Genomic DNA, 17,996 nt, shown 5'->3' on the forward strand with positions numbered 1-17,996 from the left:
GAAAATATTACTTTTTCATGAATTTTATTGAATTTTATGGAAGGTTGATGTATGTTTAGTATACGAAGTATTACAATTCATACAAAAAATACAATTCTCACAACGGAGGGATACACATGACAGCACCTAAAGGAAAGCATATATTCGGGACCGTTAAAGTTGGCACAAAAGGCCAGATTGTCATTCCTAAAGAAGCAAGAGATGTTTTTGATATAAATCCCGGGGACTCACTGCTTATGCTCGGGGATGACCAGCAGGGTATCGCACTTGTAAAACAAGAACTCTTTTTCGAATTTGCAAAAGATATTTTAAACGCAAAGCCAATCGATGCAGATGGCGAGGATGAGTAAATGCACGCGATTGAGCTGAAGCAATTAACGAAACATTATAAAGAAACCGCCGCCGTTGACCGCCTTGATTTTTCAGTTGAAAAAGGAGAATTTTTCGCTTTACTCGGTGAGAACGGAGCCGGAAAAACGACATTAATCAGCATGCTCTGCGGCCTCCTTTCTCCGGATGAAGGTGATGCATCAGTGCTCGGCTTCAGCATTTTGACTGATTTGGATAAAATTAAACCGAAAATGAATATATCTCCGCAGGAAACAGCCATTGCCCCTCATTTAACCGTACGGGAAAACTTAGAGTTTATAGCCGGAGTCTATGGAATTCCCAAAAAAGAAGGAAAAAAAAGAACGGATGAGATGCTCGAATTGTTTCAATTAAAAGAGAGAGAAAGAGCAAAAACAAAAACATTATCAGGCGGAATGCAGCGCCGGCTCAGCATCGCCATGGGCATGATTACAAAGCCGGATATTTATTTCTTAGATGAGCCGACATTAGGGCTGGACGTCCGTTCACGCCGCGAGTTGTGGAAAAATCTTGAGGCATTAAAGGGGGACATGACGATTATTTTAACGACACACTATTTAGAAGAGGCCGAAGCCCTGGCAGACCGTATTTGCATTTTAGAAAATGGGACATTAAAAGCACTGGGTACGGCGGAGGCTCTGAAAAAGCAAACTCATTCAGCCACATTTGAGGATGCCTTTTTAGCGATTTGTGACGGGGAGGCGGGTCTTTATGCTTGATTTCGCCATACGCAACCGAAAAGAGATTTTTCGTGATCCCCTATCTATCATCCTTGGAATCGCACTGCCTGTTATTCTATTGTTTCTGTTTACGGCGATTGAGAAAAATGCGCCGCTTGACACCTTTAAAGTCCAGCATTTAGCACCCGGGCTCATTGTTTTCAGCTTTGCTTTCCTTACGATGTTCTCTGCATTGCTGATCGCAAAAGACAAACAGACTGCCCTTCTGACCCGTTTGTTTGCTTCCCCTTTAAAAACAGCCGATTATGTTGTCGGTTATGCACTGCCGATGCTGCCGCTGGCCGTTTTACAAATTGTCATTTGTTTTACCGCAGCAGCGGCTGCCGGTTTGTCAGCCGAATGGATCAATCTTCTCGCCGGTATCGCTGTACTGCTGCCGATTGCGATGATGTCCGTTTTCTTCGGTTTATGTTTAGGTGCTGTGTTTACGGACAAACAAATTTCGGGTATCGGAACGATTTATATAACACTCGTGCAATTTCTGGGCGGAGCTTGGATGGATGTCAATCTGCTCGGTGAGACGTTCAAACATATCGCTTATGCCTTGCCGTTTGTCCACTCGATCGAGCTGGCTCAGGAAGTCATATCTGGAGATTATTCTTCATTTCATCAGCATGTTTGGCCGATAGCGGGATATGCCGTTTTGGCGCTTGCACTTGCTTTCCTTTGTTTTATGAAAATCAGAAAGAGATAAAAAAGGCCGGCACTCCGTAATGGGAGCGCCGGTCTTCTTTATTGCTTTTCTTTCAGGAGACTTATCGTATGAGGCAGCAAACGGTCATCTCCCGGGCTGCCATGGCCCGGAACGACAATACTGATATCTTGATATCTTTTCATCACTTTGATATTTTCCGGGTTTTTTCACACGTATTGATTAATCAATCGGCCTTTTCCCATAATTTGCGGCAAGCGGGAAAGAGAGCGCTTACGTTTTTCCTCATGTACGTTCTTTTCTGCGGCTGCGGTGTTTTCCTGGCGGCGCTCCACCTCTCTGTACAGCCTGTCATTGGCGAGGGCGGCCGCTTTCGTAATGCCGGCGTAATCAGGCCTATAACCCGCTGTCCGGTTTGCGTATTGAGTATACTGCTGGTTTTGAATCCGTCCTGCATAAATCATATGTACCCCTCCCCTTCGCTTTTCATTTCCCTTAATCTTACTTTTTGAAACGCGGTTCTTTTGTTATGATATTCTTTGTCTATCAAATGGATGAACACCTTTTAATGGGAGGACCCCTTTTTGAAATGCGCCCGACTGAATAACCGAACGATACATTTACATACATATTCTAGAGAACATTACCAATTCCTTTTTGAAGAAGCTCAGAAAGGAAATATTTTTTGCGCACATTGTGACCAGCCCGTCTTCATGCGGCTTTCGATTTTAGAGCAGCCGGCATTTTATCACCGGCAAAAGGGAGACTTTACTGCCTGTGAAAAAGCATGCGCGGCCAAGGAGCCAAAAGCGGAGAAGGAAAAGGAAGAGTATAAGGAAGCCGGCATGTTCCGCCTGCCGAAAGGAAAAGCGATTTCAGAGAATCCGAAACCGATCGTCTCAGAATGGAAAAGCCCGAAAAAAGTGCCTGCAGCCGAGCCGTTTTCCCCAACATCTGAAGCGGCTGATACATCGCTGTTTCCCGGTATCAGCCTGAACCGTGAACAGATGCGGGCAGTCACAGAAACCGACGGGCCCCTGCTGGTGCTCGCCGGAGCGGGAAGCGGAAAAACGAGGGTGCTGACAGCCCGCGCCGCCCATATGATTGAACATCTCGGCATTTCACCTGAGAACATGCTGCTTGTGACCTTTACGACAAAAGCCGTCGCCGAAATGAAAGAGCGGATGGCGACTGAGTACGGGCTGGCAGCCGGCAAAGTCTCCCGCCTCGTGACGGGAACATTCCACAGCTTTTTCTATAAAATACTCTATCATTTTGATTCTTCAAAATGGAACGGCAGCCAGCTTCTAAAAATGGAATGGCAGAGAGAGCAATATGTGAAAAAGGCGCTCTATGAAGAACATTTGGACGAAAAAGAGTTTCCTGTCGACCAGGCGCTTCAGCTTATCGGCTGCTGGAAAAACACGTACCTCCCCCATGAGACAATCCCGCTTGCGGATGACTGGGAGAAAAAAGTATACAGGCTCTATGAACATTATGAACGGCAAAAGCGGGAAAATCGGCAGTTTGATTTTGATGACATGGCTCAAGGCTGTTATGAGCTGTTAAAAAGCAGGCCTGATATTCTCGCACAGTATCAAAACAGATTTTCTCATATTTTGATTGATGAGTTTCAAGATATTAATCCTGTACAGTATAAAATTATGCAGCTGATCGCAAGCCCTGAGAATAACCTGTGCTGCGTGGGGGATGACGACCAATCCATTTATGCGTTCCGCGGAAGCAGCCCGTCTTTCATCCTTGATTTCCAGAAAGACTATCCGGCAGCAACAACCATTTACTTAACGGCAAATTACCGCTCGCCGCACCCGATCGTCTCAAGCGCTCATACCGTCGTAAAGAAAAATAAAAAACGGTATGAAAAAACACTTTCTGCCGTCAAAGACGGCGCTCATGATCCCGTGATGTTTTATCCTTACGATGAGGAAGAAGAAGCGACCATGATCGTTTCGGATATAAAAGAGAAAATTCAAAACGGGGCGAGCCCTGGCGATTTTGCCGTGCTTTACCGGACAAACAGCGCCGGACGGGCCATTTATGAAAGACTGCATCAATCATCAATCCCTTACCATGCCGACAGGGGCGTGCAGACGTTTTACAGCCGCAGAATCGTCCGGCAGATCCTCGCCTACTTATACGCGAGCCAGAACGAGGATGATACGGATGCAGTGAAAGATCTGCTTCCGGCCTTATTTTTAAAGCAATCCGCCCTGCAAACGCTAAAGGCGCTGTCAATCACAGAAGATTGCACGATGATTAAGGCGCTGACGAAACTGCCTGACCTGAAGCCGTTTCAAATAGGGAAAATCAAGCAGATCGTTCCGTTTTTCGCCAGCATCCGGACAATGAAGCCCGTTGAAGCCATCACCTTCGCCGAAAGCAAAATGGGCTTTTCCGAGTATTTAAAAAAACGGGGCAATGAAGGAAACAAGCTGGAAAAAGGCTCTGATGATCTCCGGGACGTCAAAGTGGCCGCTAAAAAATTTAAAACCATTCCGGATTTTCTTGCGCATGTCGATCATATGCGCGCCGCCGAGAATCTGAAAACCGATGAAAACGGCGTCGAACTGATGACCATTCACCGCTCAAAAGGTCTTGAATTCAATACGGTCTATATTTTAGGCGCGGCTGACGGTTCGATCCCCCATGACTTCGCACTTGAGACGGCGAGACAGGGCGATCCCGCTCCGCTCGAAGAAGAAAGACGGCTTCTGTACGTCGCAATGACAAGGGCCATGCAGCATTTATATGTATCATGTCCCGCGAACAGACGGGGGAAAACAGCGCGCAGTTCAAGATTTCTTGAGCCCCTTCTTCGGACGGACAGACGGAGCGCACTCAGAATATAAAGAACCCGGCAGATCACTGCCGGGTTCTTCTCACATAAAAAGGCCTTCAATAAGGCCGGCTGACGCCTATTTTTTGTCCATCATTTTAGAAATGGTGCCAAAATCAAGTTTCTCTTTACCGCTTGTAATCGATTGGACGATTTTGTCTTCCAATTCTTTCGGTACACGTTTGTTAGCCAGCTGGGATACCTTCTGAATGACACCTCTCACCGTGTTTTCATCTTTGAAATTTGCATTTTGCAATGATCCCGCGAGGTTCATGACATCCTTCATGCTGACGCCTGTTTTCTTCTCAATATTTTTGAAAAATTGATTATCCATGTTGTGCCTCCTTTTTGTGGAGTAATACGATATTGTATGAACAAAGGGCGGAACATGTGCCCGTAAGACAACGGAAAAATTCCGCTACCCCGTTTTCATACGCCTTCATACATCAGGCAAGCACGGGACTGAATGGTCCCGCGCTTATCCTGGGTCTAGCTAAGGTTTAGCCGAAAAAGGATGCACCGACAATGATCAAGAGGATGAACAATACGACAACAAGAACAAATGTTGAGCCGTATCCGCCGCCTCCGACATAGCCGCCACCGTATCCGCCGCAGCCGCCGTAGCCGCCTCCGTATCCGCCATATCCGAATCCCATACTTAAGCACCTCCTTTACTCTCTATACTCTATGTGATGAGACTTGTTTGGCTTGGATAAATGCATAGGGCCGGTGCGGATTTCATTTCATTTTATTGAGAATGCTCATTTTTCTTCAGTTTGGCTTCGGTTTCAGCGGCAAACGCATCTATCCATTCCTCGAAGCGCAAACCGGCTTTATCAAACTCTGACAGCTGCTTTTCAATAGATAAGATATGTTTGTTATGCTCCTGCTGATTTTGATTGTGTCTGCGGTATTTTCCATTGATCAACGATTCAAATATATTCATAACAACCCCTCCTCCTATGATCTATGCGGAACAGGGACCGGTGTTCGGCAAAAAACAAAAAAACCGGAATCCCCGGTTTTTTTTAGAAAACGGCTATCTCGGTTTTTTCTTTTGGCCGCAGCCGCAGCCTTTCTTTTTAATTTTTTTTTCGTAAGGCTGATACTCAGTGGATTTGTATGGAGTGTTTTGGGAAGGTTTGCTTGATTGATTCATGTTGATCCTTCCTTTCCTTATGTCATATATACCATTTTATGCAGAAAATAATGGTAAGTTGCTGATGGAACCGCCTTATTCCTGGAGAAGACGCGAAACCGCAGCTTCAATGATCCCCGCCGCGCCGGCTATGGCTAACAGCAAAATCAGCCATTGCGCAGCCTCAGGAATCACAATCTGCGCCGCAATTAAAAAGGCGGCGCACCATACGCCCGTACACCAGTAACAGCTGAGCAGTTCTCCGATAAAAGCCCTGATACCTTTGCCTTTTATGACAATATAGGTTTCTGTCGTGCCGTCTGGTGCGGTTTCTGTTTTTTCCTCGTGAAAAAGGCTCCGGAGCGGCGCCATTATGGTGTCAAATACGAAAAGCCTGGCCAGCCGAAAAACGGCAAACGATAACAGAATAAATGAAAGCCAATTGATAACCACCTGTTCACTCCTTTTTAAAACTTGACCTCTTAATATATATGCGAAAACCCTGTTCTTCATGAATCGCACCTTGTCCGGGAAAAAAATAGGTGCGGTTTAGTTGTTTTTCTTATTCCGCTCGGCGTTTCATTTGCATTATATAAAGTATGAATGAGAAAGGAGTGAAGGTTATGTCGTTTGAAGAAAATGTTGAAACACTGCAACCGCAAATATTCGAACAATTATCCAACGAATTCGAGCAGAAGATCGAAGTGATTGATTGCGAAAATGTCACAGTAGATACAACACATATAACGGCCGCTCTTTCTATACAAGCCTCAGTTACTGCGGCGATTATCCTCGCGACACAGCTCGTGATCGCAGATGAAGACACAGCCGACCAAATGGTAACCGAACTGCTGATCCTGGATGATTGCCAAATAAAAAAGAGGACCGTCATTCAAGTTCTGAACAGCCGCAATGTCAAAATCACACTGGCAGCAGACGATATCATGGCCTTTGTACAAATTTTGTTTCAATTATTAAATATACTTTTTGCTGAACTAGACATCCTTTAACTCTTTCTATTCAAATTTTTTAAATTAGAGGTGAGAACAAATGGCAGACAACGAAAAAATCAAAAAAGAACTCGAAAATCTACCAGAAGTGGATCCGCTTTTAAAAGTGCTTGTCAGCAATGTCTTCAAAAAACACGGCGTGACAAAAGATAAATTACGGGAAATACCTGATGAAGAAAAAGAAATGCTGATCGCTTTAGTCAAAGACATGCAGGCTAAATCAGAAGCTTTTCTTGAAAGCCAGAAACAGAAAAAAGAGCAGGAAAAAGCACAAGAACAGCAGACAACTCCGAAAACCCGCAGAGAACAATTAATCGAACAGCTCCGGCAAAGACGCCAAAATCCCGGTCAATAACTAAAAAATAGTGATTTTTATCAGGATATATGCCTGAGTCAAAGTAAGGGGCCGGCTCATTTAATAATAGTAAAAGAAAAGGAGGAATAGATATGGAAAGCAGACCATACTCTTGGGTTGCACTTGATCCTGAATGCGAACATCCGCGAGAAGAAAAAGAAGAAAAAGAAGGCAGAAGATGCAGTGTTTGCTGTAACGGAAACGGATTCGGCGAAGATAACGCCTTCATCGACCAAGACCTGGCCCAGGCGAACATCAACAAACAAGTTTCTGAAGAAGCGATTATTATCAGAGATTCTTGCGACATTAACGTGACATCGACAGACGTTCAGGCAGTCACTTCCGTTGTAACAGCACTTAATGCAGCAGTCGTAACGGCTACGCTCACTTCAATCGCTGACGGAGTCATCGCTGAATTGGTCGCACAAGACTTACTGCAGCTGACAGCTAACAAACAAATCAACCGCCAAAAATTACTCATCGAAAACTCCCGCGGCGTAAACGTGACAACAGTAGATGCTGATATCGCAACGCTGATCTCAACAGCGACAAATACACTGGTTGCCATCTTAGTCATCACTCTCGTCCTCTAAAAAGAAAAGCAGAGCTAAAAAACGCTCTGCTTTTTCTTATTTTCTCCGCATATGATGAATATATAGACGTTCACCCACACCAAGTGAGGCTCGCGTACATATGTTGTTAAAGACAAAAGTCAAATACCCTAAAAGAAGGAGCTGAAATCCATGAGCTGCGGAAAACACCATGGCCGAGATGAAAATTGTGTATGCGATGCAGTCGAGAAGATTTTAGCAGAACAAGAGGCTGTTGAAGAACAATGCCCGACTGGATGCTATACCAATCTGTTAAGCCCGACGGTTACCGGTAAAGATACCATCCCGTTTCTCTTGTTTGATAAAAAAGGCGGTTTGTTCTCCACATTCGGGAACGTCGGAGGATTTGCGGATGACAGCCAGTGTTTCGAGTCTATTTTCTTCCGGGCAGAAAGAGTTTGCGATTGCTGCGCGACGCTTTCCATATTGCGCCCCGTAGATGTGCACGGCGACACCCTCAGCGTCTGCCATCCTTGTGATCCGGATTTCTTCGGTTTAGAAAAAACAGATTTTTGCATTGAAGTTGATCTGAGCTGCTTCAGCGCCATTCAATGCCTTTCACCCGAACTTGTCGACCGGCCTGCGCCGCACAAAGAGAAAAAGCATCACGGATAGTCATTGATTCGCATCTTTTCTAAAGAGGAATCCCCTTCCAACCTTCTATTACAGATGCAATCATCAGCCCGCCCGGACGCCCGGGCGGCTGACTCTCCGATATCGTTTAATCCGGTGCCATTTAAAACGTGAAGTCAGGAGGGAAATTATGAGTAAGAATACAACATACTGTGTGCGTGAAGCGGTAGAAAATATTGAGGACCTGCAAAATGCGGTTGAGGAAGATTGCCCGGCCGGATGCTATTCCAACCTTTTATCGCCGGGTTTTTCATTAGGCGATACAGTGCCGTTTGTGCTTTTCACTTCTAAATCATCGCCGTTTATCGCCTTCGGAAATGTCGGCGAGCTGGATAACGGTCCGTGCTTTAATACTCTTTTTTTCAGAGTTGAAAGAGTCTGTGACGGCTGTGCCACATTAAGCCTGCTTATTGCTTTTGACGAACATAAGCACATTCTTGATTTTACAGATAAAGATTCTGTCTGCGATGTATTCCGTTTAGAAAAAACAAACTATTGCGTTGAAGTCGATCTTCACAGCTTCTGCGCCATCAATTGCCTTAGCCCGAGACTGCTGAACCGCACACATTCTTAACCGAAAAGCATAAAAATAAGCTGCCGGAGTAAAGAATTCAGGCAGCTTTTTGTATGGTTAAAAACCGAGCGGATGCAGCGAGGTGATATCGCTGATGGCAAGCTCCGCAGGCGCACCGTTGCTCGTCGTCCTCAAATAGATGGCATCATTTTTTCTGCCGACGATTACGCCTCTGTAAGTTTTCCCGTTGGCTTCTATCAAACAAAGCGCCCGGGGCATATTATGCGGCAGTTTCGTTAAGAAATCAATTTTTTCAAGAATAGACATTCTGCTCATCGGCTTTTTCACGCGCTTTGGCGGAACCCTCTCCTCCGAGGCGTCATTGTGAACCGCTTCAGGCTCTTTTTCTGCGGCGTCGGGCTCAGCAGCATCCTGCACTTGAGCCGGAACTTCTTGTGCGGCTTCCTCTGTGCGGCTGTGCTGTTCAGGTGTCTGCTTTTCTGATTCGGCAGGCGCTGCTTCGACAGGCTGAGCTTTACTTTTTTCCTCCTGCTTTCCGTGAGCGGGCTCTTCTATTGGCGGCTGAGGTGTTTTCCTTTTGATTAATATATCCTGCATTGATGATTGCGTGTCTGAATAATCCGGCTGCACAATATACATGAGCGGTTTTTTGTCCGCGTTTCTGTTTTGTTTTGACATCTTCATCCCTCCGATTCTGTCATGTTTTATCTATATGACGGAATGATTAAAATCAGAAGAAAGAAAAAGCAATCCCTAAAAAGGGATTGCTTGTCAATTAACGTGCGGTAATATGGAAACCGGAATCAACGTGAAGATTTTCGCCCGTGATGCCTCTTGACAGATCACTGAACAAGAATGCGGCCGTGTCACCCACTTCTTCAGGTGTTGTCGTGCGGCGCAGCGGCGCGCGCTCTTCGATTTCTTTCAGGATAGAATTGAAATCACTGATTCCTTTTGCAGAAAGCGTACGGATCGGTCCTGCTGAAATGCTGTTGACGCGGATGTTTTCTTTTCCTAAGTCAGCCGCTAAATATCTGACACTTGCATCAAGAGACGCTTTTGCAACACCCATTACGTTATAGTTTGAAACGACGCGCTCGCCGCCGAGGTAAGTGAGTGTGACGATGCTGCCGCCTTCAGTCATGATCGGACGAGCCGCTTTTGCGACCGCTGTCAGAGAGTAAGAACTGATGTTATGCGCAAGCAGGAATCCCTCACGGTTCGTATTTAAATATTCACCGACAAGCTCCTCTTTGTTTGCAAACGCGATGCAGTGCGCAATGCCGTGAATCACGCCGACCTGCTCTTTAATGCTCGCAAAGCAAGTTTCGATCTCAGCGTCATTTGTCACATCACACGGAAGGATGAGAGAATCATTTCTTTCTAATGTAGCCGCAAGGTCATGAACTGATTTTTCCAATCGCTCCCCTGCGTAAGTAAAAATGAGGCGCGCTCCGGCTTCGTGAAGCGAGCGGGCGATTCCCCAGGCGATACTGCGTTTATTGGCAACGCCCATCACAACGATGTTGCGGCCTTCTAGTGAGAAATTCATATGTATAAAGCCTCCTGTAATCGTCTTAAAGACATAATTTAGTACCTGATCATAATTTTTATCATATCATAACCTTGTCCAGATTGAAAGCATGGGAAAAAGACCGCCGGGTGTTGAAGCGGTCTCTTTTTATCTCGTCTGCAGACTGTTTCTTTTATAGGCAAAATGATTTGTCGGCCCGTGTCCCGCTCCGATGCTGAGCGTATGTTCCACGGCTTCACGCACAAAGTTGGCGGCTGTCTCAAAAGCGGCTTGAATATGTTTTCCTTTTGCGGTTTCCGCCGTCAGCGCAGCCGCAAATGTACAGCCCGTTCCGTGGGTATGTTTCGTGTCAATATAGGCGTGACTGATTCCGGTAAAAGATGAACCGTCAAATAATAAATCAACGATTTTTCCCTGTTCAGGCTGATGTCCGCCCTTTATGATGACGTTCTTTGCGCCAAGCTGGCAAAGGCGTTCGGCCGCTTTTTTCCGGTCTTCAAACGTACGGATTTCCATTCCGGTCAATGCCTCAGCTTCCGGAACATTCGGCGTAATCGCATAACTGCGCGGAATTAACAGCTCTTTTAACGCGGCCTGTGCTTCCTCACGCAGCAGGGATGCGCCTCCTTTGGCAATCATGACGGGATCGGTGATGAGATGCTCCAGTCTGTACTGATCCATTTTTTCCGCAATTTCCGCAATCATCTCCGCGCTCCACAGCATTCCCGTTTTTATCGCATCAGGCCGCAGATCTTCCGCCACCGCGTCGATCTGGCTGCCGAGCGCTTCCCGGGTGAGCGGGTAGATGCCGTGAACACCCAATGTATTCTGGGCGGTTACCGCTGTAATGGCTGACATCCCGAAGACGCCGAGCTCCTGAAAAGTTTTCAGGTCCGCCTGTATACCGGCCCCTCCTCCTGAATCTGACCCGGCAATCGTCAATGCTTTGCAAATGCTCATGCTGTTTTTCTCTCCTTTCGCATTATCCGATCCATTTATGATAAAAAGATTTCGCTCTGCTGATGTCGCTTGTGCCGTGAATGAATGCTCTGCCGTCACGAAACAGAACCATCTTGAAACTGTCTGTGCGGAAAGAAATTAAATACGGATTGGCCGAAACGTCAAGCCCGGCCCGTCTGAGCTGTCCCGAAAGCCTTTGCAGGTCAAACGGCTCTGAGATTCCCGTTCTGATCTGTACCGTGTTTCTCCCGCACAGAACAGCCGCTTTTGACTGATTCTCGTAAGATAAAAACGGAAAATCGTTTGTGCCGCAGCTCGGGCAATCAGCTTTCTTGAGACGGGCAACGTTTATTTCGGACCGTTCATTTTTCCACAAATCAAACGAACGGAGAACATGCTCAACAGGTCCGCCCGTTAACAGCTTCAGCGCGTCTGCAGTCTGAAAAACAGCCGTCTGTAATACAGCCGGACTGATAATTCCCGCCGTATCACATGTCATACCGCCTAAAGGCAATGTCTCAAGCAGACAGTGAAGGCACGGCGTGACCCCGGGAATGACGGTAAAGGAGAGTCCGTAGCTGCCGACACAGGCGCCGTACAGAAAAGAAACTCCTTTCTGTACAGCCGCATCGTTCACAATCAGCCTCGTTTCAAAGTTGTCAGTCGCGTCAATGATAAGAGATGCGTCACAAATCAGTCCGGGTGCGTTTTCCGCAGTGACATCCATGACAAATCCCTTCACATCTACATCGCTGTTTATGGATGTAAGCCGCTTTTCAGCTGCCGCGGCTTTCGGCATTTCCTGTCTGACGTCATCTTCGGTATAAAGCTGCTGGCGCTGGAGATTACTCCACTCCACATAATCTCTGTCAGCGATCGTTACCTTCCCGACCCCTGCTCTGACAAGCATCTCCGCATTTGCCGCGCCAAGCGCACCCGCGCCGATAATCACGGCATGAGACGACCGGAGCTTCTCCTGTCCGGAGGGACCGATCGGCTGATACAGCTCCTGTCTGGAATATCTGTCCGTCATACCGGAAGACCGTCCCGCGGACTGCTTGCAGTTCCGTAATCTTTCACCGGAATCCGCCCGGCTTCATAAGAAAGGCGGCCCGCTTCTACGGCAAGCTTCATCGCCCGGGCCATTTTGACCGGATCATCAGCGCCTGACACGGCGGTATTTAATAACACGCCGTCCGCTCCCAGCTCCATCGCGCAGGCAGCGTCTTTTGAAGAACCAATGCCGGCATCGACAATGACCGGAACTTTCGCCTGTTCAATGATGAAGGACAGATTCAGCGGATTTAAAATTCCCTGGCCTGAACCGATCGGTGAAGCGCCCGGCATAATAGCATGGACTCCGAGCTCCTCAAGACGCCTTGCGAGCACGACATCATCTGACGTATACGGAAGAACGATAAATCCCTCTTCAAGCAGCTGCTCTGATGCTTTCAGCGTTTCAACCGGATCAGGCAAAAGTGACCGGCTGCATCCGATGACTTCCACTTTTATCATGTCACAAAGCCCTGAAGCTTTAGCAAGCCTGGCGATTCTGACCGCCTCTTCAGCCGTTGCGGCACCGGCCGTATTCGGCAGAAGCGTGTACTTAGACAAATCAAGCTGTTCGAGAAAGTTTGGCTGAGACTGTTCAAAGATATTCATCCGCCGCACCGCAAAGGTTAAAATATCTGATTCCGAGACAGCCACCGCCTCTTTCTGAATCTCAAAACTCGGATATTTTCCCGTGCCTAACAGCAATCTTGACTGAAACTGTTTTCCGCCTATTGTTAACATCCTCATCCGCCTCCTACAAAATGGACAATTTCGATGACATCGCGATCACACAAACTTGTGTTTTCATAATTCTTTTTTTCGATGATTTCTTTATTTCTTTCTACAACTACGATTCTTTGATCAAGCTGATACGATTCAAGCAAATCCTGAACCGTCCCCTCTTTTCGATTCCAATCAATTTGTTTTCCGTTCAGCTGAAGGATCATATTTGAACAGCCTCCTTGCGATCAATTCGAAACGCTTCTTCCCATTCATGTTTAACCTGTCTTCCCAGGATCATATCCCGCACCATTTCAGCCGTTGCCGGAGCTAGCAAGATGCCGTTTCGAAAATGGCCGGCGGCGAATATGATGCCGCTGTTATCAGGATGCCGCCCGATAAACGGCTTTCCGTCTTTTGTTCCCGGCCTGAGCCCCGCCCAAAACCGGTCTATTTTCATATGTTCAATGGCGGGCAGCATGGTTTTCGCTTTCGCAATGATAGCCTCAATCCCGCCGACGTCAGGCGTGTCGCTCCAGTCGCCCCGTTTCATCGTGGCGCCGATGACAAGCCGCCCGCTTTTTCTCGGAACGACATAACTTTGATTATGGTAAAGGGTTTTGGTCAGCGGGATTTCGTCATTCCACACAGAGAGGCATTCTCCTTTCACAGGGAAAAAAGGCTGTCCCAAGCCAAGCTGGCTGAAAAACCGGCCGCTCCATACACCGCTTGCAACTGCGACTTTGTCAGCATAAACATCCCCGCCGGACGTTGTGATGCAGTATTCCCCGTTCATCCGTTTTACGGAAGTGACTTGTGTATGCTCATATATGTCAGCGCCATAACGCCGCGCCCCTTTTGCATACGCTTTGCAAACATAGTAAGGTTCGACATGGACATCGTCTTTTATAAAATATGCGCCGAGAATGTCCTTTGAAGCGTAAGACTCTTTTTCAAGAACCTCTTCTGCTGAGAGCCAAGTGACGGAAGGTAAATCATCCATCTTCCGTAAACGGGTCATGTCTTCTTCTGTATACGCCAATTTAAGCATTCCGCCGTTATGGCGCCTGATGTTAATGCCGCTGGCTTCCTCAAGCTCTTGCCCTGCCGCATCATACAGCCTTTGGCTGTGCATAGCAAAATCAAAAAACGCATCACGGTTTTCACATTCCGCATGAGCGCCAAGCATTCCCGCCGCAGCGCTTGTCGTTTTTCGGCCGATTGCTCCGTCTTCAAACAAGACAACGTTCTGCTGCATCTTCGCCAGCTCATAAGAAATGGCGCATCCGATAATTCCGCCCCCGATAACCGCCGTATCATAGTGCTTATTCATCATCAGCCCCCCTCACCGCGCGTGCATACCGTTTTGCCGCCTCCTCAGGGTTTTCAGCTGAGAAAATGCCCGACATAACGGCAATTCCGTCCGGTTTCGCCTGCTTTGTGAGCCCGATCGTCTGCAGTGTCATTCCGCCGATTGCAATGACGGGGATGGAAAGCGTACGTGTGATATCTGAAAGCAGGCCGATGCCTCTTGCCTCAAGTCCTTGTTTACATTCCGTTTCAAACACATGGCCGAACACCACGTAATCCGCATCTTCTTTTTCAGCTTGGACGGCTTCTTGCAGTGAATGAACCGAACGTCCGATATGGAGATGGGGAAATCTGCTCCGCACCTGCTTTACGGAAAAGCTGCTGGACGGAAGCTGAACACGTTGTATATTGGCAAAAAGCGCGATATCTGCCCGATCATTGATGATCAATTTGTCCTTATCCGCACCGCCTTTTTTCAACAGTGACAAAAGCTGCATGATCTCTCCCGCTGTTTTGCCCCGCTCACGGATATGGATAAAGCTCACTTCGCGCTGAATCGATAGAATATCCTCGGCCAGCTCGGCAACGGGTTTGCGATTATCAGTTACGGCGTGCAGCTCCAAAGGACTCCACCTCTTTTCCGCCCTTCTCCGACCAGCCTTCTTTTTGATAAGCCATTCCCCAAAATTGATATTCATAATAGCTTGAAATCACAAAATTCTCTTTCATTTTCGCGCGGATTTCCTCTGTGCTGTTTTCAGCAATCTCGTCAAAACGGCTGATCTGTTCTTCGACCTGCTGTCTGAACCAGTCTCCGCCGTATGTACTGATCCATTTTTCGTAAATCGGATGTTCCGGTTTGCATTCCTTTAAGCGTTCGCCAACTTCATAATAAAGCCAATAGCAGGGCAGAAGCGCGGCTAAAATTTCTCCAAAACGGCCGCTCATCACCGATCTGTACATATGAGACGTATAAGAATAGGCTGTCGGTGCCGGCTTAAATGCCGCACGCTCTTCTTCTGTAATCCCTAAAAGCTCCGTAAATTCGCGGTGCAGCGCCATTTCCGCTTCATATGTGCCCTGAGCGTGGCCCGCCATCCTTCCCGTCGTAAACAAGTCTTCGGCATATGCGGCTGCAAACGCCTGAACTTTTGCAAAATGCGTCAAGTAGTAGGAATCTTGCAGCACATAATAACTGAAACGATCTAACGGCAGGCTTCCGTCACCGATCCCTGTTACAAACGGATGAACAAAGCTTCCGTCCCACCATTCGGCTGCCGCCAGTCTGCATTCTTCAGAAAATGTCATAAAGTTTTCCCCCCTGATAAAATAAAAAAACCACTTTCCCGCATCGGAAAAGTGGTTTGGAATTTATCTGGATAAAAGGAACCCAAAAAATACCGCTCCACTTCCCTACGCAGGTCTGAACCTGTTCAAGTTATGAGGGTCTAAAAGTCTCACTTTTATCTCAGCCCTTATGAAGGACACCCCTAGTGGTCATACGATTATCATTTACTTGTTATGCCTTCTATCTTATCACGAAATGCAATTTGGTCAAGCTTCAAGGATTTTTCTCAGCTCCGACACGTAGTTGCGCGAGCCCGTAACGATGAGACGGTCTCCTGTTTTCAGCCTCGTGTCCCCGTGCGGAACGATGCTGTCCACACCTCTGAAAATCCGGACGAAAATCACATCGCCCATCAGCGGAAATTCGCGCAGAATAATGCCGTCATACGCTGTGTTTTCCAGATTGATCTGATAAAGCGAAGACTCTTCATTCGTCAGAAGGTTCATCACGCCCGGCGCCTCAATTAATGCGCGCAAGAGCGTCTTTGTAGACAGAAGGATAGAAAAAATACTGATGCCCTCTTCCTTCAGTTTTGTTTCATGTTCAACCGAGCCGACGCTTGCGATGATACGCTCAGTCCCTTTCTCTTTCGCCATTAAGGCGATTTCAGCGTTCACATCTTCATTTCCCGTCGCCACGACAAGAATATCCGTTTTAAAAATACCGTGCGACTCAAGCGTGCCGGGCTCGTAATCAGAAATCGTTTCAACAGAAAAAACGGATTCCGCAAGCTTTTCCCCGGCATTTTCCTGATACACATGGACGACCCGCACATCATATTCCTCATCAGGCAGCTCCAGCGTCACCGGAAGCGTCATTTGGTTGGCGCCGATAAATGTAATGCGCTTTTTTTCCTGCGGCGCACTTTGCCGCTTGAATAATTTTTTAAAGCCGATCGGTGAGATGATGCTGGCGATAACCGCAACCAAAGTCAGCGCGCCGGACATATTGGCGCTGATAATGTGAAGCCTTTCTCCGATCGTAGCCGCCGCGATAACAAGCGACAGCGTAGAAGTCAGCAAAAACCCCGAAGCAAACACGGTTCTTTTGTCATACCATTTCTTTAAATAAAACACCGGGAACATTTTGCTGATAAACAGCGCCAGCAGAAGCAGCGGAATCATCGTCAATGTTTTCGGATCTTGGAAAAGCGTCCATATGTCCAGCTTTACCCCGACCATGACGAAAAAGATCGGAATTAAAAACCCGTAGCCGAATGAATCCAGCTGCTCCACCATTTCTTTATTCGGCGACAGAAGCGATACCAAAACGCCTGCTAAAAATGCACCGAGAATATTTTCCGCCCCGAGAGATTCCGATAAAGCGACAAGCACGATAATCAGTGTAAAAATGGCTCGCGTGCCGATCTGGACGGTGCCTTTAGACATCGACTGCACAAATGAGCGGTGTTTAAAGATCCTGCCGAAGAAATACAGCACCACACCCGCGGCAAAGAGAATCAAAAGAAGCCACATATTTCCGCTGTCTTCCCCGTAAAGAGAAGAAAAGAAAGCGAGCAGAATCATCGTAGCCAAGTCCGCAATAACGGCGACAAGCAGAATAATCTGGCCGATATTTGAATTCATGATCCGTTCTTCCTTTAAAGTCGGAACGACCACACCGAGTGATATTGTCGAAATAATAAGCGTCATTAAAAATGCGTTTTGAATAAAACCGGCTAATACAAAGGCATAGGACAGCAGCAATGATAAAATAAAGATGCCGAAAAATATGATCAGTGCGGCAGAAAACGTATTGGGTGCTTCCTTGCCGTTCGGAAGGAATTGTTTTTTCTTCCCTTTCTCAAATGACGAAAAGTCAATTTCCAATCCGCTTAAAAACATTAAAAAGATAAAGCCGAGAACAGACAGCGTCTCCAGCCACGTGTCTCCCTGAACGACGAGATTCAGGCCGCTTTTTCCGATAATAAGCCCCATGATGATTTCCGCGACGACGACCGGAATGCTGAGCTTAAACCGATGTAAAAGGAGCGGCGTCAAAAAAGCGACGATCAGAACGACGACTAAAGAAGCGACTGATGTGTGTTCCATTTGTAAATACCTCCTTAAAACAAGGGTTATAAAAGCCCGCTTAAAGCGGGCAATACCTTACTTTTTTTAAAAACATAACGCATATTCTAACAAGGCTGGCGGCGAAAAAAAAGTGATAA

24 protein-coding genes, 1 pseudogene and 1 riboswitch are annotated in these 17,996 nt (G+C 47.0%); of the genes and pseudogenes, 9 read left to right on the forward strand and 16 right to left on the reverse strand.

What is annotated here, in order from left to right; all coding sequences use genetic code 11:
* Positions 1-116 precede the first annotated feature (116 nt).
* From ACQE26_RS17855 to ACQE26_RS17865, 3 genes are read left to right on the forward strand one after another with little or no spacing between them, the layout of a single operon-like run.
* The gene (locus ACQE26_RS17855) at positions 117-350 is read left to right on the forward strand and encodes an AbrB/MazE/SpoVT family DNA-binding domain-containing protein (protein ID WP_060963064.1); all 234 of its coding nucleotides are present in this window, start codon (positions 117-119) and stop codon (positions 348-350) included.
* Positions 351-1,088 carry an ABC transporter ATP-binding protein gene (locus tag ACQE26_RS17860; protein ID WP_060963065.1) on the forward strand — a complete coding sequence of 246 codons (738 nt, stop codon included), beginning with the start codon at positions 351-353 and terminating at the stop codon, positions 1,086-1,088. It begins immediately after the preceding gene.
* Positions 1,081-1,803: an ABC transporter permease gene (locus tag ACQE26_RS17865; RefSeq protein WP_500470203.1), complete on the forward strand. Its 723-nt coding sequence runs from the start codon at positions 1,081-1,083 to the stop codon at positions 1,801-1,803. The genes ACQE26_RS17860 and ACQE26_RS17865 overlap by 8 nt, the downstream gene beginning before the upstream one ends.
* A 38-nt stretch (positions 1,804-1,841) precedes the next feature.
* Here ACQE26_RS17865 and ACQE26_RS17870 read toward each other — a convergent pair.
* Together ACQE26_RS17870 and ACQE26_RS17875 are read right to left on the reverse strand one after the other, a co-directional pair.
* A pseudogene (locus ACQE26_RS17870) lies at positions 1,842-1,949 on the reverse strand (subclass B1 metallo-beta-lactamase); the annotation flags it as partial.
* A 21-nt stretch (positions 1,950-1,970) separates the two neighbouring features.
* Positions 1,971-2,225 (reverse strand): hypothetical protein, encoded by a 255-nt coding sequence (locus ACQE26_RS17875; RefSeq protein WP_500470204.1) that lies wholly within the window; start codon positions 2,223-2,225, stop codon positions 1,971-1,973.
* Positions 2,226-2,345: 120 nt separating this feature from the next.
* On the opposite strand from ACQE26_RS17875, the gene ACQE26_RS17880 reads away from it, so the two are divergent.
* Positions 2,346-4,631, forward strand: a complete 2,286-nt coding sequence (locus ACQE26_RS17880; protein WP_500470205.1) for an ATP-dependent helicase — start codon at positions 2,346-2,348, stop codon at positions 4,629-4,631.
* Positions 4,632-4,697: 66 nt separating this feature from the next.
* Here the strand turns inward: ACQE26_RS17880 and spoVIF are convergent, their stop codons facing one another.
* The 4 genes from spoVIF to ACQE26_RS17900 form a co-directional block, all read right to left on the reverse strand.
* The gene (gene spoVIF / locus ACQE26_RS17885; protein ID WP_016938198.1) at positions 4,698-4,952 is read right to left on the reverse strand and encodes a sporulation-specific transcription regulator SpoVIF; all 255 of its coding nucleotides are present in this window, start codon (positions 4,950-4,952) and stop codon (positions 4,698-4,700) included.
* 166 nt (positions 4,953-5,118) lie between these two features.
* Positions 5,119-5,274 (reverse strand): YjcZ family sporulation protein, encoded by a 156-nt coding sequence (locus ACQE26_RS17890; protein ID WP_060963069.1) that lies wholly within the window; start codon positions 5,272-5,274, stop codon positions 5,119-5,121.
* A 92-nt stretch (positions 5,275-5,366) separates the two neighbouring features.
* A complete protein-coding gene (gene yjzK / locus ACQE26_RS17895; protein ID WP_500470206.1) occupies positions 5,367-5,564 on the reverse strand; it encodes a protein YjzK in 198 nt (65 codons plus the stop codon).
* A gap of 288 nt (positions 5,565-5,852) precedes the next feature.
* Entirely contained in the window at positions 5,853-6,209 is a 357-nt protein-coding gene (locus ACQE26_RS17900; protein ID WP_015388440.1) for a DUF1360 domain-containing protein, read from the reverse strand.
* 170 nt (positions 6,210-6,379) lie between these two features.
* On the opposite strand from ACQE26_RS17900, the gene ACQE26_RS17905 reads away from it, so the two are divergent.
* From ACQE26_RS17905 to cotZ, 5 genes are all read left to right on the forward strand, one after another.
* A complete protein-coding gene (locus tag ACQE26_RS17905) occupies positions 6,380-6,766 on the forward strand; it encodes a spore coat protein (protein WP_060963071.1) in 387 nt (128 codons plus the stop codon).
* 40 nt (positions 6,767-6,806) lie between these two features.
* Entirely contained in the window at positions 6,807-7,121 is a 315-nt protein-coding gene (locus ACQE26_RS17910) for a spore coat protein (protein WP_500470207.1), read from the forward strand.
* A 92-nt stretch (positions 7,122-7,213) separates the two neighbouring features.
* On the forward strand, positions 7,214-7,714 hold the full coding sequence (gene cotX, locus ACQE26_RS17915; protein ID WP_053573564.1) for a spore coat protein CotX: 501 nt from the start codon (positions 7,214-7,216) through the stop codon (positions 7,712-7,714).
* 150 nt (positions 7,715-7,864) lie between these two features.
* On the forward strand, positions 7,865-8,347 hold the full coding sequence (gene cotY, locus ACQE26_RS17920; RefSeq protein WP_047478023.1) for a spore coat protein CotY: 483 nt from the start codon (positions 7,865-7,867) through the stop codon (positions 8,345-8,347).
* A 148-nt stretch (positions 8,348-8,495) separates the two neighbouring features.
* Positions 8,496-8,939, forward strand: coding sequence for a spore coat protein CotZ (gene cotZ / locus ACQE26_RS17925; RefSeq protein ID WP_016938206.1), 444 nt, complete (start codon positions 8,496-8,498; stop codon positions 8,937-8,939).
* A 57-nt stretch (positions 8,940-8,996) separates the two neighbouring features.
* Here cotZ and ACQE26_RS17930 read toward each other — a convergent pair whose 3' ends face one another.
* The 10 genes from ACQE26_RS17930 to ACQE26_RS17975 all read right to left on the reverse strand — a co-directional run bounded on the left by ACQE26_RS17930 (position 8,997) and on the right by ACQE26_RS17975 (position 17,877).
* Positions 8,997-9,578 carry a CotO family spore coat protein gene (locus tag ACQE26_RS17930; RefSeq protein ID WP_500470208.1) on the reverse strand — a complete coding sequence of 194 codons (582 nt, stop codon included), beginning with the start codon at positions 9,576-9,578 and terminating at the stop codon, positions 8,997-8,999.
* 97 nt (positions 9,579-9,675) lie between these two features.
* On the reverse strand, positions 9,676-10,452 hold the full coding sequence (gene fabI / locus ACQE26_RS17935) for an enoyl-ACP reductase FabI (protein ID WP_013351851.1): 777 nt from the start codon (positions 10,450-10,452) through the stop codon (positions 9,676-9,678).
* Between the two features lie 129 nt (positions 10,453-10,581).
* Positions 10,582-11,394 (reverse strand): bifunctional hydroxymethylpyrimidine kinase/phosphomethylpyrimidine kinase, encoded by an 813-nt coding sequence (gene thiD, locus ACQE26_RS17940; RefSeq protein WP_101605558.1) that lies wholly within the window; start codon positions 11,392-11,394, stop codon positions 10,582-10,584.
* A 22-nt stretch (positions 11,395-11,416) separates the two neighbouring features.
* Positions 11,417-12,427, reverse strand: coding sequence for a thiazole biosynthesis adenylyltransferase ThiF (locus ACQE26_RS17945; RefSeq protein WP_500470209.1), 1,011 nt, complete (start codon positions 12,425-12,427; stop codon positions 11,417-11,419).
* The gene (gene thiG, locus ACQE26_RS17950; RefSeq protein ID WP_095240937.1) at positions 12,424-13,194 is read right to left on the reverse strand and encodes a thiazole synthase; all 771 of its coding nucleotides are present in this window, start codon (positions 13,192-13,194) and stop codon (positions 12,424-12,426) included. The genes ACQE26_RS17945 and thiG overlap by 4 nt, the downstream gene beginning before the upstream one ends.
* On the reverse strand, positions 13,191-13,394 hold the full coding sequence (gene thiS / locus ACQE26_RS17955) for a sulfur carrier protein ThiS (protein WP_003155008.1): 204 nt from the start codon (positions 13,392-13,394) through the stop codon (positions 13,191-13,193). The genes thiG and thiS overlap by 4 nt, the downstream gene beginning before the upstream one ends.
* The gene (gene thiO, locus ACQE26_RS17960) at positions 13,391-14,500 is read right to left on the reverse strand and encodes a glycine oxidase ThiO (RefSeq protein ID WP_500470210.1); all 1,110 of its coding nucleotides are present in this window, start codon (positions 14,498-14,500) and stop codon (positions 13,391-13,393) included. The genes thiS and thiO overlap by 4 nt, the downstream gene beginning before the upstream one ends.
* Positions 14,493-15,101 (reverse strand): thiazole tautomerase TenI, encoded by a 609-nt coding sequence (tenI, locus tag ACQE26_RS17965; protein WP_438421614.1) that lies wholly within the window; start codon positions 15,099-15,101, stop codon positions 14,493-14,495. Before tenI ends, thiO begins: the two co-directional genes overlap by 8 nt.
* Positions 15,079-15,786, reverse strand: coding sequence for a thiaminase II (tenA, locus tag ACQE26_RS17970; protein WP_500470211.1), 708 nt, complete (start codon positions 15,784-15,786; stop codon positions 15,079-15,081). The genes tenI and tenA overlap by 23 nt, the downstream gene beginning before the upstream one ends.
* 85 nt (positions 15,787-15,871) lie before the next feature.
* Positions 15,872-15,980, reverse strand: a riboswitch (TPP riboswitch).
* Between the two features lie 52 nt (positions 15,981-16,032).
* Complete coding sequence (locus ACQE26_RS17975) at positions 16,033-17,877, reverse strand: monovalent cation:proton antiporter family protein (RefSeq protein ID WP_500470212.1); 1,845 nt, start codon at positions 17,875-17,877, stop codon at positions 16,033-16,035.
* Positions 17,878-17,996: the final 119 nt, after the last annotated feature.

The sequence above is a fragment of the Bacillus sp. 5RYD7K genome, assembly GCF_059831465.1.